The sequence below is a fragment of the Actinobacillus equuli genome (genome assembly GCF_900636745.1).
Taxonomy (GTDB): Bacteria; Pseudomonadota; Gammaproteobacteria; order Enterobacterales; family Pasteurellaceae; genus Actinobacillus; species Actinobacillus equuli.
Window position 1 is genome coordinate 1,464,227 of sequence record NZ_LR134310.1, and the last position, 17,080, is coordinate 1,481,306.

Below are 17,080 nucleotides of genomic sequence, written 5' to 3' on the forward strand. Positions count from 1 at the left end.
TATTACCGATTCAGCCCTTAATTTTGGTTTAATACTGTAGAAAGTCGTATGACAAGCGGTCAATTTTAAATGCTAAATGACGAACCGCAGCCACAAGTTGAACTCGCATTTGGATTTTGTACCACAAAGCGAGAACCGTCCAAACCTTCGGTATAATCTACCGTTCCGCCAATTAAATATTGCAGACTCATTGGGTCAACCACCAAACCAACATTTTGGTTTTCGATAGTTAAATCACCTTCATTAATTTGGTCGTCAAAGGTAAAACCATATTGGAAACCACTACAACCACCACCCGTAATATACACTCGTAAACGAAGATTCGGGTTATCTTCGCCCTCAATTAAACTCTTAACTTTCTTCGCCGCAGCATCGGTAAAGATAAGAGGGATTTGAATATCGCTCATTTTTTATGCTCAAATTGAATGGAAAAATTCCTAATATTATCTATCAATATTTGAAGTTCTTCAATAATATTCTTTTCCTTTGGCTATATGCCACAATACTCTGATGAGCTAATGAGTACTATAAATAGTCAATGCATAAGCGTCTTACAGAAGTTTACACGCTATGCATGATGCTTTATTTGTTAATTGAGTAAGTCTTATATATAATTGTTCGTTGGTTGCCGATATATAGGGACATTTTATTATGAAAATACTTGAACAAACAAAATTAGAGCGAGATGATGAAGTTGATCTTATTGAACTTATTCGTATCCTTTGGGCAAGAAAATTTACTATCATTTTTGTAACACTTCTTTTTACTGCGTTATCTGCAGTTTATGCTTTTACTGCGAAAGAAAAATGGACATCTCAGGCTGAAGTTGTATCGCCTCGAGTTACAGACATATCTGAATATTTATCATTAAGAAAAGAATATAATTTAATTGTTGGTTCTGAATTTAATGCGAATGATGTTCGTAATGAGTTATATGAGCTGTTTTCGCGTTATGTACTTTCTTATGATGAAGCCGAATCTTTTTTTAAGACAACAGAGGCTTATAAGAAGCTTGCGGAAGCAGAAAATGAGGCAAGTTTGCAGAACTCAGTTACTGGGTTTGCAACAGGATTGCTCAAAGTGACAAAGCCAGATGTTAAGAAAGATCCTAATGCATTAGGCAGCAAAATAACTGTTTCATATGACACAGCAGTATCGTCACAAAAAATGTTGAATGATTTTATTCAGCATGTAAGCGATACATCTTTTAAGTTTAGTAAAAATGAATTTATTTATTGGGTAAAAGAACGTATCTTTAATCTTAATTATGAAAAGGAATTGATTGAACAAAACCAAGAGATTCAACGCAAAGTTCAAGTTCAAAACCTAGAAAAAGCACTTGAAATGGCAAAAAAAGCCGGAATTAAAGAATACAGTTCGGCATTTTCATCGACTGGTTCTGTAGCTAATTTTGCGGTGAGTGATACAAAAATTCCATTATCAGATTCTAAATTAGCTGATGGAGTATATTTATTTATGCTTGGTGAAAAAAATCTACAAGCTCAGTTAGATGTTATAAAAGCAAGAGAAATTGTTTATTCCCCAAGATACTATCAGATTCAAGAACAGCTTTCTAAATTAAATATTTTACTTCCTAAAGCAGAAAAAGTAACAGGTCAAGCTTATAGCTATGTTTCAAGCCCGGAACTTCCTGTAAAACGAGATTGGCCAAAGCGTTTTATTTTATTGATTGTTGGTGCTGTGCTTGGTGGGATTTTAGGATGCTTGGTGGTTTTTGCCCAAGTGGTCTTGATGAGAAAGAATTAGAGATTATTTATGGGTCATAGAATAAGTATAAAAGGTAGTAAATACTATGCTAATCTGTTCTATTTGATAAGTTTTGTATTTTATCTAATTAATACTTTTCTGAACCATACAATGTATAATTCTATAACTTCGTATGGTTTGGTGAAAGTAATTTTCTTTTCAATAGTAATTTTATTTTTATTGTTGAAACTAATTTTAGTTGATACTTTCTTCTTAAAAGAAATAGTTGTTTATGCTTTTTTATTTTTATTAATGTGTGTTATTAGTTTAAATACAGGAGATAGGCAATTAATTACTTTAATAGCCCTTATACTTAGTGCTAAGAATGTTAATTTTAAGTATATTCTTTCTGCTTTTCTGATTTCTATAATAATATTATTACTTTTTACATATATATCTACATTATTGGATATCATATCAAATCTACAATATGTAAGAATTAGGGAAGGTGAAGTTAAAATTAGGAATTCATTTGGTACTAGTTATCCAACGGTTTTTGCTGCATATTTACAAAGTTTAGTTATTGCTTTTGCATATTTAATGAACCCCAAAAGAATAATTAATAATATAGTTTTATGGATGTTATCTGCTGTAGCAGCATATTTATCATTGGAATTTTCAGATGCTCGAATGGCAGCTTATAGCATTATTTTATTTCTATGCTTATACTATTTAAGCTTGTTTTTATTTAACAATATTTATAGGCATAACTTTTTAAAGTTATGCATTATATTTTGTTACCCGATTGGTTTTTTAATTATTTATTATTTGTCATATAACTATACGCCACAGGATGAAATTTTTGAACTTATAAATAAAGCATTAAGTGGGCGTTTGTACCTAGGGTATAAAGCATTTCAAGAATATTCTATTCCTCTATTAGGTCAGAAAATAGAGTTTATAGGGCTTGGTGGCTCTGTTCAAGAAATGGGAGAAGACTATAACTATGTTGATTCTTCCTACTTACAATTTATGATGAAATACGGTGTTGTTTTCACTATTTTATCGACTTTTAGTTTTATGTGGTTGACATCAAAACGTTTAAAGCTTAATGATTATAAGTTTATACCTGTAATTATTATACTTTCATTTAATAGTATGATTGAAGACCGTTTATTAGACATATCAATAAATGTATATTGGATTCTTATGTTAGCCTATTATCATAATTCATCATTACCTATTAAAAATGCAAAAAATAAAATCCGTCAAGTTTAATTTTTTTATGAACTTGATTTTAACAGGTTCTAATTTTTTATTTCCGCTACTTACTTTTCCTTATGTTTCTAGAATATTAGAACCAGAAGGAACGGGTAAAGTAGCTTTTGCTACATCTTTTGTTACCTATTTTATTATGTTATCGTCGTTTGGCGTTGCAAATTATGGAGTAAGGGCTGTTGCTCAAGTTAGAGATAATAAATATCAATTAAGTAAAGTTACGCAAGAGATTCTGTTTATTAATTTGGTAATGATGTTTTTTACATATTTGGTTTTCTTCACCTTATTATTTTTCTCTGATAAATTAGGGCAAGAGAAGGCTTTATTAAACATCACATCATTACTTATCTTATTCACAATTATTGGCATTGAGTGGTTTTATAAGGGTATTGAGCAATATCAATATATCACGGTTAGAACTATTTTATTTAGGTTGATTGCTTTAGTTGCAACTTTCATCTTTATTAATTCAAAATCAGATTATATTACTTTTGCATTGATTAGTATGATTGCCGCTGTTGGTTCCAGCATTCTAAATATTATCAATGTCAGAAAGTATATTTCTTTTAAATGGTATTCAAGTTATGAGTTGAAAAAGCATTTAAAGCCAATGTTTTTGCTTTTTTTAACGAGTTTCGCAATTTCTGTTTATACGAATACTGATGCAACAATGCTGGGTTTTTTAAGAACAGATACAGATGTTGGTTACTATAATGCAGCAGTAAGAATTAAAGCAATTTTACTAAGTATTGTGACCTCACTTGGAGTAGTTTTATTGCCAAGGTTATCGTATTATATACAACATAATATGACGATAGAGTTTAATTTAGCATTAAAGAAATCAGTTAATTTTATTATGTTGATTTCTTTACCTGTTGCAGTATTTTTTGCCGTATTTTCAAAAGAAACAATCTTAGTTTTAGCGGGTAATGCTTATTTAGAATCAATTATTCCCTTAAAAATAATAATGTTCACAGTAGTATTGGTGGGAATTACAAATATCTTAGGTATTCAAATTTTACTTCCACTTAAAAAAGATGGGATACTACTCATTTCAGTTGTAGGAGGAGCTATAGCTAATATTGGATTAAACTTATACTTTATTCCTAAGTTAGGGGCAACAGGTGCGGCTATTTCAACCACAATTGCAGAACTTGTGGTTTTAATTTTGCAATTTATTTTTGTAAAAGAGTATTGGAATATTCTATTTAGAGATATTCAGTATTGCAAAATTTTTGGTGCAATTTTAGTTAGTGCGATAACTACTAAATTGATATTGGATGTGGCTAACTTCTCGATATTTTTTATGTTGGTATTAGCTGCGATTATTTTCTTTAGTGTATATCTCATTTTATTAGTACTATTAAAAGAGAAATTCTTGTCTGAAAATATTTTGGTAATAGTAAAACATAAATTGAGTTTTTAATTAAAAATAAGGGTTTCTATGGCATACGATTATTTAGTAGTAGGCGCTGGTTTATTTGGTGCAGTATTTGCACGAGAAGCAGCTCTTGCAGGCAAAAAGGTAAAAGTGATTGAAAAGCGTAATCACATTGCGGGCAATATCTACACCAAAGAAGTGGAAGGTATTCAAGTTCATGAATATGGTGCACATATTTTCCATACTAGTGATAAAGAAATTTGGGATTATGTAAATCAATTTGCCGAATTCAATCGTTATACTAATACGCCTATTGCTAATTATAAGGGCGAAATTTATAACTTACCCTTTAATATGAACACTTTTAATAAACTTTGGGGCGTTGTAACGCCAGCGGAAGCCTTGGCAAAAATTGACGAACAACGCCAAGTATTAAATGGCAAAGAGCCAGAAAACTTGGAAGAACAAGCGATTTCTTTAGTGGGAATAGATATTTATCAAAAACTTATTAAAGATTACACTGAAAAACAATGGGGAAAAGCATGTAAAGAATTACCTGCATTTATCATTAAACGTTTGCCTGTACGTTTAACTTATGACAATAACTACTTTAATGATATCTACCAAGGCATACCGATTGGTGGCTATACCCAAATTGTGGAAAAAATGCTTGATCATGAAAATATTGATGTTGAAACAAATGTAGATTTTTTTGCAAAAAAACAGGAATATTTGACCGCTTACCCTAAAATTGTCTTCACTGGTATGATTGATGAATTTTTTGATTATCAGTTAGGTGAGTTAGAATATAGAAGTTTGCGTTTCGAAACAGAATTACTTGATATGGATAACTACCAAGGTAATGCGGTAGTAAATTATACTGATTCAGAAACGCCATATACTCGTATTATTGAGCATAAGCATTTTGAATTTGGTACTCAACCAAAAACAATTATTACTAAAGAGCATTCAAAAACGTGGCAAAAAGGCGACGAACCTTACTATCCAGTAAATAATGAGGAAAATAACCGATTGTATGCTCAATATACTAAACTTGCTGATGAGCAAAAAAATGTAATTTTTGGTGGACGTTTAGGTATGTATCGTTATTTTGATATGCACCAAGTGATTGCAATTGCATTGAAGGTTGCGAGAGCAGAGTTAATTAACTAAAGGGAATGCTTAATTGAAAAACGTTAAGATTATTGTTGCAACCCATAAGCAATTTCATATGCCAAAAGATAATTTGCTGTATATACCAATTCATGTTGGTGCAGAAGGGAAAACTGATATTGGCTATTTAAAAGATAATTCTGGGGAGCATATTTCACAATTAAACCCTTATTATTGTGAATTAACAGGATTATATTGGGCTTGGAAAAATTTGGATTGTGATTATCTTGGGTTAGTGCATTATCGCCGTTATTTGACAGCGAAAAAACAGTCGTATCATTCTGGGATTAACATTGATAATGTAGTTTTATCTCAGTCTGATATTGAGGATTTATTAGACAAGGTAGATGTAATTTTACCCCAAAAGCGTAGATATTATATTGAAACCTTATATTCACATTATGCACATACTTTCGAAAGTTCTCATTTAGATTTAGCAAGAGATATTATTAAAAGGAATTGTCCTGAGTATCTTGCATCTTTCGATAGGGTAATGAAACAGCGAAGTGGTTATATGTTCAATATGTTTATTATGAAAAAACCATTGGTTGATAAATATTGCCAATGGTTATTTCCTATCCTAGATGAAATGTATAGAAAAATTGATCTTCGTAAATATACACCCTTTGAAGCAAGATTATTTGGTCGAGTAAGTGAGCGGCTCTTCAATGTTTGGTTGTCTTATGAACAACTGAATAGTATAAGTGTACCTTTTATGTATATGGAAAAGGTGGATTTATTTAAAAAAGGGAAATCTTTTTTAATGGCTAAACTACTTGGGAAGAAATATAAAGATAGCTTCTAAATTTGGTTTGGAAGGACAAGTATGACAACTGAAACTATAAAATTAATTCAATATAAGGAATTAAATATTCTTAGAGAGTTTATTCGTATATGTGAAAAATATAATCTTACTTATTATGTACTAGGTGGAACATTATTAGGTGCAGTAAGACATAAGGGGTTTATTCCTTGGGATGATGATATTGATATTGGAATGCCTAGAAAAGACTATAATAAGTTAATGGAATTAAAACCAAGCGAATTTAATTCTCCTTATAAGTTAGTAAATGAGAGAAATACACCTAACTTTACTAAGGCATTTATGAATTTACAAGATTCTTCAACAAAGATCTTGATGAAATATAGTAATATTCCACATGAAGAAAGCTTATGGATTGATATTTTCCCTATCGATGGTTTACCTAAAAATCCAATAAAAAAATGGTTGCATGAGAAAAACTATTTATTTTCTCGTATGCTAGTTCAATTATCCCAATTTAATAAAATTGTTAACCAGAATAAATCAGATAGACCTTTTATTGAGAAGCTAATTATTAAATTAGCTTCTATTTTGAATACTGAGAAACTCTTGAGATATGAGACTTGCCAAAAATATTATGTATCTGTGATTTCTAAATATGATATGAGTGAATATTATGCTGGAAATTATACAGGTGCTTACAAACTAAAAGAATTAGTACCTGCAGACTATTTTGGTCATGGTGTATTATTACCCTTTGAAACGATTCAGGTCAAGGTACCTAGTAAATATAAAGAATATCTTGAAGCTATCTATGGAAGAAATTATATGCAATTACCTCCAGAAAATTCTAGAGTTCCACATCAATATGATGTTATTTCCCTAGGAGATAATAATGAATAAAAAAAATATTGTTATTTTAAAATATAGTTTTGATATTTTAGGTGGTACAGAAGTTGTTGCCATAAAACTAGCAAAAGAGCTTTCTAATTACCATAACGTGCATGTTGTGAGTATTGCAACATCAATTCAAGATAATATCTATGATTTAGATAATATACCGTTTTATAATATTTTTGATAAGAAGATAAGAGTAAGAAATGCTATAGTCTCAGGTTCTAAAAGACTTAGAGAATATGTATTGAATAATTCTATTGATATAGTCTTTTCGATAGGTGTACATTCTAATGCTATAATGTTATTAAGTACTTTATTTACAGATGTAAAAACTATTAATTGTGATCATATGACAATCCACCATGATTATGGAAATAAATTTTATGCTTTGCAAAGATTCTTAGGTGCTAATTTTTCTGATAAGTCTGTTGTTTTAACTGAAGAAAACAAAAAAGGCTATATTGATAAATATAATATACCTTCTAGTAAAGTAGAAGTTATTTATAATTGGATTGATAATATTGGAATTCAGGAATCTATTGATATTAAGTCTAATAAGATAATTACAGTTGGTCGTCTAGAAAAAGTAAAAGGATATGACTTGTTAAAATTAGTTTCTCAAAAAATTTATCAGAAACATCCTAATTGGACTTGGGATATTTATGGTGAAGGGAAAGAGGAAATAACTAATGATTTGAAGGCCTTAAGCAATATAAATCTAAAGGGATTAGTTAAGGGGGTAGAGAGAATTTATCCTGGGCACTCTATTTATGTTATGACTTCATATTTTGAAGGATTACCACTAGTTTTATTAGAGGCAAAGAAATTTGGATTACCTATAGTAAGCTTTGATTGTCCCACAGGACCATCAGAGATTATTAGAGATGGTATAAATGGTTTTTTAGTAAAGAATTATGATATTAATGAAATGGCGGAAAAAATTTCTTGCTTAATTGAAAATCAAGATTTGCGAAAATCTTTTTCCGATAATGCTAAGTTAGATGTTGAAAAATTTGCTAAGGATGTCGTTGTGGCTAAATGGTTAGAATTAATAGAGGATTTATAGTATGGGTATATTTCATAAAATATTGAGTATTGTAGTTCCATCATATAATGCGGAAAGTTATTTGTTGGAAACAATGCCTACTATATTATCTATTAGCAATGTCCATAAATTAGAGCTTATTATTGTGAATGATGGTTCGAAAGATAATACGTTAGCTGTTGCTCATCAATTAAAGTCTGATTATCCGGAGACAGTAGTGGTAATTGATAAAGAAAATGGTGGACATGGTTCGACTATTAATGCTGGTATCAAAGTAGCAACAGGTAAATATTTTAAAGTAGTTGATGCAGATGATTGGGTTGATACGGATAATTTATCTGAGCTAATTAGTTATTTAGAGAATATATCAGATGATCAAGTTATCTCTCCGTTCGCTAAGGTATATATGAATACTAAAACTGAAAGAATTTATAGTTATCAAGTAGGAAAAATAAGAGAAACTTATGATTATAGGGATTTTTTATCGGAGATTAATGAGCTACCGGTAATGCATTCAATTACAATAAAAACAAATATCCTTCGAGATAATAATATTCAAATTGATGAAAATTGTTTCTATGTAGATTTAGAATATAACACTTTTCCAATGCCATATATTAAGACGATTTCTTATTTTGAGAAGCCTGTGTACCGTTATCGACTTGGCTCACCTACACAAAGCGTGAGTATTGGGAGTTACATTAAAAATGTAAGAATGCATAAAACAGTAATTTTTGCATTAGTCAAGTTTTTTAATAATTATAATATGGCATCTTTAATAGAAAAAAGATTATTAAAGCAGTTAATTAGTGAAATTATTGCTATCCATGCAAATATTCATCTTTCTCGGAATGATGTTAAAAAAGCTAAAAATGATTTATTAGAATTTGAGGGTGAGCTGGCTTACTTAAATAAATTATTTTTTGAGAATAGTTTTGGGAAAAAATTGACTATTTTAAGGAAAACTAATTATATTAGTTTTAGTTTAATGAGTTTTCTAAATAGAAATTTTATTCAAAAAAATAAAGGGTAGTATATGATTTACGCAGGTATTTTAGCGGGTGGAACTGGATCTCGTATGGGATTAGATATTCCAAAACAATTTTTAGAATTAGGCTCAAAGCCAATTTTAATACATACAGTAGAGAAGTTTTTATTAATTCCTCAGTTTGACCGAATTATTATTGGTGTACACCCTGATTGGATTGGTTATACTGAAGATTTGATTGATAAACATCTTAGTAACTATGCAGAGAGAATCGTTCTGACTGAAGGGGGGGACGATAGGAATTCTACCATTGAAAATATCATTAAAAAGATTGATTCAATACAATCGGTTAATTCTGAAGATATCATTGTAACACATGATTCTGTTCGTCCGTTTGTTAGTGTACGCACAATTAAAGATAATATTGAATTATTATCAAAATATGATGCAGCAGATACAGTTGTAGAGGCAACAGATACGATTGTAGAAAGTAAAAATAATGAAATAATTACAGATATTCCAGAACGTCAATACTTATATCAAGGACAAACACCACAAACATTTAGAATGAAAGATTTCTTAGATTTGTATTATGCGCTATCAGCAGAACAAAAGGAAATATTAACAGATGCTTGTAAAATTTTCGTTATTAGTGGGAAAAAAGTTGCCTTAGTGAAAGGTGAATATTCAAATATTAAAATTACTACCATTACTGATTTGAAAATTGCAAAAAGTATGATTGAGGATATTTAGATGTTAAATCAAGTATTCCAGCTTGTTAGTCCAAGGAACTTTTTAGTTAAACATGAAGAGTTAAATATCGATGATGCAAAGGTATTGGTTAAACCAATTTATATGGCACTTTGTCACGCTGATCAGAGATATTACCAAGGAAAACGAGAACCACATATTTTAGCAAAAAAATTGCCAATGGCATTGATTCACGAGGCTTGTGGCGTTGTTGTTTCTGATCCAACTAATACTTTTAAAGTTGGGCAAAAGGTGGTGATGATACCAAATTCGCCACCAAGGGAAAGTGATGCAGAATTTTATGAGAACTATATGAAGGGTACTAAGTTTCTTTCAAGTGGTTTTGATGGATTTATGCAGGAAATAGTGGCTTTACCGCAAGATCGGTTAGTGAAATATGATGATATAGATGATCATATTGCTGTTATTTCTGAGTTTGTGAGTGTAACAATGCATGCAATAGATCGTTTTGAAAAAATTGCACATTCAATGAGAAAGTCAGTAGTGATACTTGGTGATGGTAGTTTATCTTATGTATTAGCAACATCCTTAACTTATTTATATCCTGAAATTAAGGTAACCGTTGTTGGGCGTAACCATGAAAAATTAAGAATGTTTAATTTTGTAGAACATACTTACCTTACTAATGAGGTTCCAGAAAATATAAGTTTCGATCATGCCTTTGAATGCTGTGGAGGGATGGGAAGTGAGCAAGCAGTAAATGATATTATTAAATATATCAATCCACAAGGGACGGTTGTATTGATGGGCGTAAGTGATATGAAAGTTGCTATTAATACAAGAGATATTCTTGAAAAAGGATTGATATTGGTCGGCTCATCTCGTTCAGGACGTGTGGATTTCCAGAATACAATTAAAATGTTAGAAAATAAACGTATTCAGAACCGACTAAAAAATATCCTCTATGAGGAGAGACCAGTTAAGAGTATAACAGATATTCATCGGGTATTTGAAGTGGACTTATCTACATCATTTAAAACTATTTTTAAGTGGGATATATAATGAAAATGAATAAACATGCTTATTTAATTATTGCACATAATAATTTTGAGCAATTAGTATTTTTATCTTCACTATTAGATTATAAATATCATGATATATTTATTTTAGTTGATGAAAAATCTGATTTTTCAGATGAGTGGATATTTAAAATAAAAAGTAAGGTTAAGTATTCTTCTATTTTCTTTACTAAGCGTCTTCCTATTTATTGGGGGGGAACATCTCAAATTTCGGCTGAATTAGTACTATTTAATACAGCGTACAATAAAGGTGAGTATAGTTATTACCATTTACTTTCTGGTGTTGATTTACCATTAGCAAGTAATAAGCATATCTATGATTTTTTTGAAGCAAACCCAAATAAAGTTTTTCTTTCATTAGTAAATGAACAAATAGCAATAAAAAATCAAGTTCAAAATAGGTTGAAATATTATCACCTTTTTTCAAATGTGAGTTCTCGTACTTTCAATAATAGAGTCTTAAAGAAAGCGCTATCACTTTATCGTAGAATGGAAAGAGAAGTACAGTCTTTGCTAGGTATAGATCTGATTAAAAAGCATGATTTAACAGTTGGATATGCATCAAATTGGGTAAGTTTAGATAATGCTACAGTAGTAATGTTGCTGAAAAATGAGGCATTTGTACGACAAGTTTTTAAATATTCTGTATTTAGTGATGAAATTTTTATTCCAACAATGCTATCAAAGCTAGGCTTAACAGATAAGATTTATTCTTGCGAGCGAATTAATGATAAACCTGAGGATTTTCAAGGAAATCTTCGCTATATCAACTGGTGGGATGGTTCTCCACATACGTGGCGAGATTCTGAACAGGATTTTGAGCAGTTACGCTATGCCAAAAAACGCGGTCACTTATTTTCAAGAAAATTTGATTTGGTTACATATCCCCGAATGGCTTTATTCATTAAAGAGTTAATTGAAGAGTCGTAAAAGATGTTCATTATTATATAAATATATTTTAATCAAGAGAGTTTATTCTAAAAATAAATAAAGGTTTCTTATGAATAAAGTGACATTAAGTAAGTTTTTACTTTTATGTGGTGATTTTATATCATTTTTCTGTTCGCTTTTTATTGCGCTATATCTACTTTTTTTCTTTGGCGAGGGGCAGACTTACTTTCCTATTGAAGATGTAGATAATTATGTGATGGTTCATTTATCTACAGCTTTGGTATGTGTAGGATGGTTTTGGGTTAGATTACGTCATTATACTTATCGAAAACCGTTTTGGTTTGAATTGAAAGAAATACTTAGAACATTAGTAATTTTCTTTGTAATAGAATTATCTATTATTGCATTATCAAAACTTTATGTTTCAAGAACATTTTGGATCTTAACTTGGTCCATTATTTTTTTTCTAACACCGATTATAAGAATATTTTTAAAGAAATCTTTAATTAAGTTTGGTGGGTATAAGAAAGATACAGTTATTATTGGGACAGGAGCAAATGCAAAAGAAGTATATAAAGCCTTAAGTGATGAAACTTATTTAGGGTTTAATCTAAGATATTTTGTTTCTTCGGATAGTATTAAAGAAGATGAGATAAATGGTGTTTCTATTATTAATGTACAAGGGCAAGATTTATTAAAATTGTTGGATATCGATAAAGAAAATATACAATTTATTTTAGCTTTGGATAATGAATCTACATTAGATTTTTGGTTGAGATACTTAGCCAAAAATAAATGTCGTTCGGTGTCTGTTATTCCAAATATGAGAGGTATCCCATTATATGGTACAGATATGTCATTTTTATTTAGCCATGAGATGTTATTGCTACGTATAAATAACAATCTTGCAAAGCGTTCTTCTCGTATTTTAAAAAGAATGATGGATCTTGTCGGCTCTATTTCAATTATTATTTTACTTTCACCTGTTCTACTCACACTTTACTTCTTGATTAAGAAAGATGGCGGGAATGCGATTTATGGTCATCGTCGAATTGGTCAGAATGGTAAGCCTTTTGATTGTTTAAAATTCCGTTCTATGGTTGTAAATTCTAAAGAGGTATTAGAAGAGTTACTAGCTACAAACCCTGAAGCAAGGGCAGAGTGGGAAAAAGATTTTAAGCTAAAAAATGATCCTCGAATTACTAAAGTTGGTGCATTTATTCGTAAAACAAGCCTGGATGAATTGCCTCAGCTCTTTAATGTATTAAAAGGAGAAATGAGTTTAGTCGGACCTAGACCAATTATCAAAGATGAGTTAGAACGTTATGATCAAGATGTGGATTATTATCTTATGGCTAAACCTGGCATGACAGGCTTATGGCAAGTAAGCGGACGTAATGATGTAGATTATGATACTCGTGTCTATTTTGATTCTTGGTATGTCAAAAATTGGTCGTTATGGAATGATATTGCTATTTTATTTAAAACGGTAAATGTTGTTTTAAACCGTAATGGAGCTTACTAGGAAAGGAATTTAATTACATTATGAAATCATTGAATATTAATTATATGACTAGGTTAGATCATTTAAGGTTTTTCGCAGCTTTACTTGTTGTATTTACCCATATCAAAGGAAAAATCACATTAGCTCCTGAGGATTTTGGATTTCCGGGGGCTTTTCTATCAGTTAGTCATTTTATAAAGAATTGGATTTTTAATGGTTCTACAGGAGTGAGCTTATTTCTTGTATTAACAGGATTTTTATTTTGTATTATTAGTGATAATGGTCATAAAAAGATTAAATATTCGGGATTTATATATAATCGTATTCTGAGAATTTTTCCGATGATGATTCTACTTACTTTTATAGTAATTACTGTAAGTAGGCAAACTTCAACACCAATGGATATATTTAGAATTCTTACATTACAACTTAATACAGGTCATAAATATACCGGTTGGGGGCACGAGTTTTATCCTAGTGGTCCAATTTGGACCATTGGTGTTGAGTTTCAGTTTTATTTGTTATTTCCGTTTTTAGCATTATTTTTATCAAAATATGGAGTTAAATATTTAGTTGGGTTAGTGGTTTTAATAGTGCTGATTAAATATAATTTATTTATTTTGAAAGGTAGTGGCGTTTATTATAACTTATATCATTCAATTATTGGCCGTTTAGACCAGTTTATTATTGGAATGATTTTTGCGGTTATTTATAAGAGTTGCTTTATAGAAAAATTTAAGAATAAGAATATCTTTTCATTATGTTTAATGATGGTTTCTTTACTGGTTCTAATGGCTTATTTCGGTAAAAAGAATACGTTATCTTTTACTATAGAAGCAATTTGCTGGGGAGGGGTGATTCTTTCTTATTTATCAATGAATTTGTTTAATTCTTCATTTATGGATAAATTATTGGCTAAGTTAGGAGAATTAAGTTTTTCTATTTATTTATTGCATCTACCTATTGTTGATATGTTAAATAGAATGTTTGGGCTTGCTTCTCCAACGACATTAATTGATTCTATTATGGCATTTTCATGGAAAGTCACGATTGTTGCAATGATTGCATGGTTAACGTTTACTCTTATTGAGAAGCCATTTATGTCACTACGAGTAAAGTATACTTCATAAAATATTGGGATAAAGAAAATGATCTTATGATGATTAATTATGTCTAAACAATATTTCATCACAGGCGGGGCCGGTTTTATCGGTTCCGCCGTTATTCGTTATATTATCCAAAATACGCAAGATAGTGTTGTGAATGTGGATAAGTTGACTTACGCCGGTAATCTTGCTTCATTGGAAAGTGTGAGTAAGAGTTCACGTTACCATTTTGAGCAAGTTGATATTTGTGATAGCGGTCGAATTTCGCAACTTTTTTGCAAATATCAGCCGGATGCAGTTATGCACCTTGCGGCGGAAAGTCACGTTGATCGCTCGATTGACGGGCCGTCGGCTTTTATAAAAACTAATGTTATTGGTACTTACACTTTACTTGAGGCGGCTCGTAGTTATTGGAACGGTTTAAGTGCAGCTAAAAAGGTCGCTTTTCGTTTTCATCATATTTCAACAGATGAGGTTTATGGTGATTTACATGGTGTGAAAGAGCTATTTACCGAGCAAACTCCTTATGCACCAAGTAGTCCGTATTCAGCTTCGAAGGCAGCAAGCGATCACTTAGTTCGAGCTTGGTTTCGTACTTATGGCTTACCGACACTCGTCACGAATTGTTCGAATAATTATGGTCCTTATCATTTTCCGGAAAAGCTAATTCCACTGATGATTCTAAATGCGTTAGAAGGTAAACCGTTGCCGGTTTATGGCGATGGTTTACAAATTCGAGATTGGTTATTTGTGGAAGATCATGCGCGTGCGCTTTATAAAGTAGTGTGCGAAGGTAAAGTGGGCGAAACCTATAATATTGGCGGTCATAACGAAAAGACAAATATTGAAGTTGTGCGTACGATTTGTCAGTTATTAGAAGAATTTGTCCCCACTAAACCAAACACCATAGAAAAATATGAAGATTTAATTACTTATGTCGCCGATAGACCGGGGCATGATGTTCGCTATGCGATTGATGCGAGTAAAATTGCCAATGAATTAGGCTGGCAGCCGCAAGAAACATTTGAATCGGGGTTACGTAAAACGGTGCAATGGTATTTAACGCATCGAGATTGGTGGCAAGCGATTTTAGATGGTACATATAACCGTGAGCGTTTAGGGCTGAGGGAGGAATCATGAAAGGGATCGTTTTAGCCGGCGGATCCGGTACGCGTTTGTATCCGATTACACGAGGCGTCTCTAAGCAATTACTGCCGGTATATAATAAGCCGATGATCTATTATCCGTTATCGGTGTTAATGTTAGCCGGGATCCAAGAAATTTTGGTGATTACCACACCAGAAGATAATGAGAGTTTTAAACGCTTATTAGGAGATGGATCTGATTTCGGTATTCAACTTTCTTATGCTATCCAGCCAAGCCCGGACGGTTTAGCGCAGGCATTTTTAATCGGTGAAGACTTTATCGGTACGGACAACGTTTGTTTGATCTTGGGAGATAATATTTTCTATGGCCAGGGCTTTACGCCGACATTACGTAAAATTGCTGGGCGTGAACATGGTGCGACAATTTTCGGTTATCAAGTTAAAGATCCTGAACGATTCGGGGTGGTAGAATTTGATCAAGCCTACAGTGTACTCTCGATTGAGGAAAAACCGTTTCAACCAAAATCAGATTGGGCGGTCACCGGTTTATATTTTTATGATAATCGAGTAATCGATTTCGCCAAAAAAGTCACGCCGTCAGAGCGTGGTGAACTTGAAATAACCTCGATTAATCAAATGTATTTACAGGACGGATCTTTAAATATCCAGCTACTTGGACGAGGTTTTGCTTGGTTGGATACCGGTACGCACGATAGTTTGCATGAGGCGGCTTCGTTTGTGAAAACGATTGAGCATGTGCAAAACCTACAAGTTGCCTGTTTGGAAGAGATTGCTTGGCGTAATAATTGGTTGAGCTCCGAGCAAGTTGAAGCGTTAGCCAAACCGATGGCGAAAAATAGCTATGGGCAATATTTATTGCGATTAGTTCAGACAGGCAGGTGATTTTAGGATCATTTAGAGATCCTAAAAGCCTTATGATCGAGTTAATGAACAAAAATAGTTGAAAAAATAGTAAGTTTTGAACCATTTTCTAGGTGAAATTACCCTTTACTTTAAAGGCTGGCTGCGGTAAAATACGCTACCTTTTTTAGTTCTATGTCGCCAAAAATTGATGTGCGACTTTATTTAAACATATATTTCCTGAGGTGATGGCATATGCCAGTAATTAAAGTTCGTGAAAATGAATCATTTGACGTTGCATTACGTCGTTTCAAACGCTCTTGCGAAAAAGCAGGTTTATTAGCAGAAGTTCGCGCTCGTGAATTCTACGAAAAACCAACAACAATTCGTAAACGTGAAAAAGCATCTTTAGCTAAACGTCATGCTAAACGTAATGCACGTGAAAATGCACGTAACACTCGTTTATACTAATTAGCAGTTTGCTATTTAGCTTAAATTAACTAAAACCGTGAAACCTTTTGGAATCACGGTTTTAGTGTTTTTAGTGAACCCACCTATGTAACCTATTAGTAAATAAGCGGTCAAATTTT

At 31.7% G+C, this 17,080-nt stretch carries 17 protein-coding genes; 16 read left to right on the forward strand and 1 reads right to left on the reverse strand.

What is annotated here, in order from left to right; all coding sequences use genetic code 11:
* Positions 1-65: 65 nt before the first annotated feature.
* Positions 66-407 (reverse strand): iron-sulfur cluster insertion protein ErpA, encoded by a 342-nt coding sequence (erpA, locus tag EL121_RS06940; protein ID WP_005598685.1) that lies wholly within the window; start codon positions 405-407, stop codon positions 66-68.
* Positions 408-651: 244 nt separating this feature from the next.
* Here erpA and EL121_RS06945 point away from each other — a divergent pair, with 244 nt between their 5' ends.
* From EL121_RS06945 to rpsU, 16 genes are all read left to right on the forward strand, one after another.
* Positions 652-1,767 carry an LPS O-antigen chain length determinant protein WzzB gene (locus EL121_RS06945; RefSeq protein ID WP_039198672.1) on the forward strand — a complete coding sequence of 372 codons (1,116 nt, stop codon included), beginning with the start codon at positions 652-654 and terminating at the stop codon, positions 1,765-1,767.
* Positions 1,768-1,878: 111 nt separating this feature from the next.
* Complete coding sequence (locus tag EL121_RS06950) at positions 1,879-2,985, forward strand: hypothetical protein (RefSeq protein WP_129545054.1); 1,107 nt, start codon at positions 1,879-1,881, stop codon at positions 2,983-2,985.
* Between the two features lie 7 nt (positions 2,986-2,992).
* Positions 2,993-4,411 carry an oligosaccharide flippase family protein gene (locus EL121_RS06955; RefSeq protein ID WP_231554677.1) on the forward strand — a complete coding sequence of 473 codons (1,419 nt, stop codon included), beginning with the start codon at positions 2,993-2,995 and terminating at the stop codon, positions 4,409-4,411.
* 18 nt (positions 4,412-4,429) lie between these two features.
* Positions 4,430-5,539: a UDP-galactopyranose mutase gene (glf, locus tag EL121_RS06960; protein WP_039198678.1), complete on the forward strand. Its 1,110-nt coding sequence runs from the start codon at positions 4,430-4,432 to the stop codon at positions 5,537-5,539.
* 13 nt (positions 5,540-5,552) lie between these two features.
* A complete protein-coding gene (locus EL121_RS06965; RefSeq protein WP_039198679.1) occupies positions 5,553-6,344 on the forward strand; it encodes a DUF4422 domain-containing protein in 792 nt (263 codons plus the stop codon).
* Between the two features lie 21 nt (positions 6,345-6,365).
* Positions 6,366-7,205: a LicD family protein gene (locus EL121_RS06970; RefSeq protein WP_039198682.1), complete on the forward strand. Its 840-nt coding sequence runs from the start codon at positions 6,366-6,368 to the stop codon at positions 7,203-7,205.
* Complete coding sequence (locus EL121_RS06975) at positions 7,198-8,265, forward strand: glycosyltransferase family 4 protein (protein WP_039198685.1); 1,068 nt, start codon at positions 7,198-7,200, stop codon at positions 8,263-8,265. Before EL121_RS06970 ends, EL121_RS06975 begins: the two co-directional genes overlap by 8 nt.
* 1 nt (position 8,266) lies before the next feature.
* Positions 8,267-9,277 (forward strand): glycosyltransferase family 2 protein, encoded by a 1,011-nt coding sequence (locus EL121_RS06980; RefSeq protein ID WP_039198688.1) that lies wholly within the window; start codon positions 8,267-8,269, stop codon positions 9,275-9,277.
* A 3-nt stretch (positions 9,278-9,280) separates the two neighbouring features.
* The gene (locus EL121_RS06985) at positions 9,281-9,985 is read left to right on the forward strand and encodes an IspD/TarI family cytidylyltransferase (protein WP_039198691.1); all 705 of its coding nucleotides are present in this window, start codon (positions 9,281-9,283) and stop codon (positions 9,983-9,985) included.
* Positions 9,986-11,005: an alcohol dehydrogenase catalytic domain-containing protein gene (locus EL121_RS06990; protein WP_039198694.1), complete on the forward strand. Its 1,020-nt coding sequence runs from the start codon at positions 9,986-9,988 to the stop codon at positions 11,003-11,005. It abuts the gene before it with no gap.
* Positions 11,005-11,952 (forward strand): beta-1,6-N-acetylglucosaminyltransferase, encoded by a 948-nt coding sequence (locus tag EL121_RS06995; protein ID WP_197050929.1) that lies wholly within the window; start codon positions 11,005-11,007, stop codon positions 11,950-11,952. Before EL121_RS06990 ends, EL121_RS06995 begins: the two co-directional genes overlap by 1 nt.
* 70 nt (positions 11,953-12,022) lie before the next feature.
* On the forward strand, positions 12,023-13,438 hold the full coding sequence (gene wbaP / locus EL121_RS07000) for an undecaprenyl-phosphate galactose phosphotransferase WbaP (protein WP_039198696.1): 1,416 nt from the start codon (positions 12,023-12,025) through the stop codon (positions 13,436-13,438).
* A 20-nt stretch (positions 13,439-13,458) separates the two neighbouring features.
* On the forward strand, positions 13,459-14,547 hold the full coding sequence (locus tag EL121_RS07005; RefSeq protein WP_052190404.1) for an acyltransferase family protein: 1,089 nt from the start codon (positions 13,459-13,461) through the stop codon (positions 14,545-14,547).
* A 39-nt stretch (positions 14,548-14,586) separates the two neighbouring features.
* Positions 14,587-15,663 carry a dTDP-glucose 4,6-dehydratase gene (rfbB, locus tag EL121_RS07010; RefSeq protein ID WP_039198698.1) on the forward strand — a complete coding sequence of 359 codons (1,077 nt, stop codon included), beginning with the start codon at positions 14,587-14,589 and terminating at the stop codon, positions 15,661-15,663.
* On the forward strand, positions 15,660-16,532 hold the full coding sequence (gene rfbA / locus EL121_RS07015; protein ID WP_039198701.1) for a glucose-1-phosphate thymidylyltransferase RfbA: 873 nt from the start codon (positions 15,660-15,662) through the stop codon (positions 16,530-16,532). Before rfbB ends, rfbA begins: the two co-directional genes overlap by 4 nt.
* Positions 16,533-16,745: 213 nt before the next feature.
* The gene (rpsU, locus tag EL121_RS07020; RefSeq protein WP_005598703.1) at positions 16,746-16,961 is read left to right on the forward strand and encodes a 30S ribosomal protein S21; all 216 of its coding nucleotides are present in this window, start codon (positions 16,746-16,748) and stop codon (positions 16,959-16,961) included.
* The last annotated feature ends 119 nt before the right edge of the window (positions 16,962-17,080 follow it).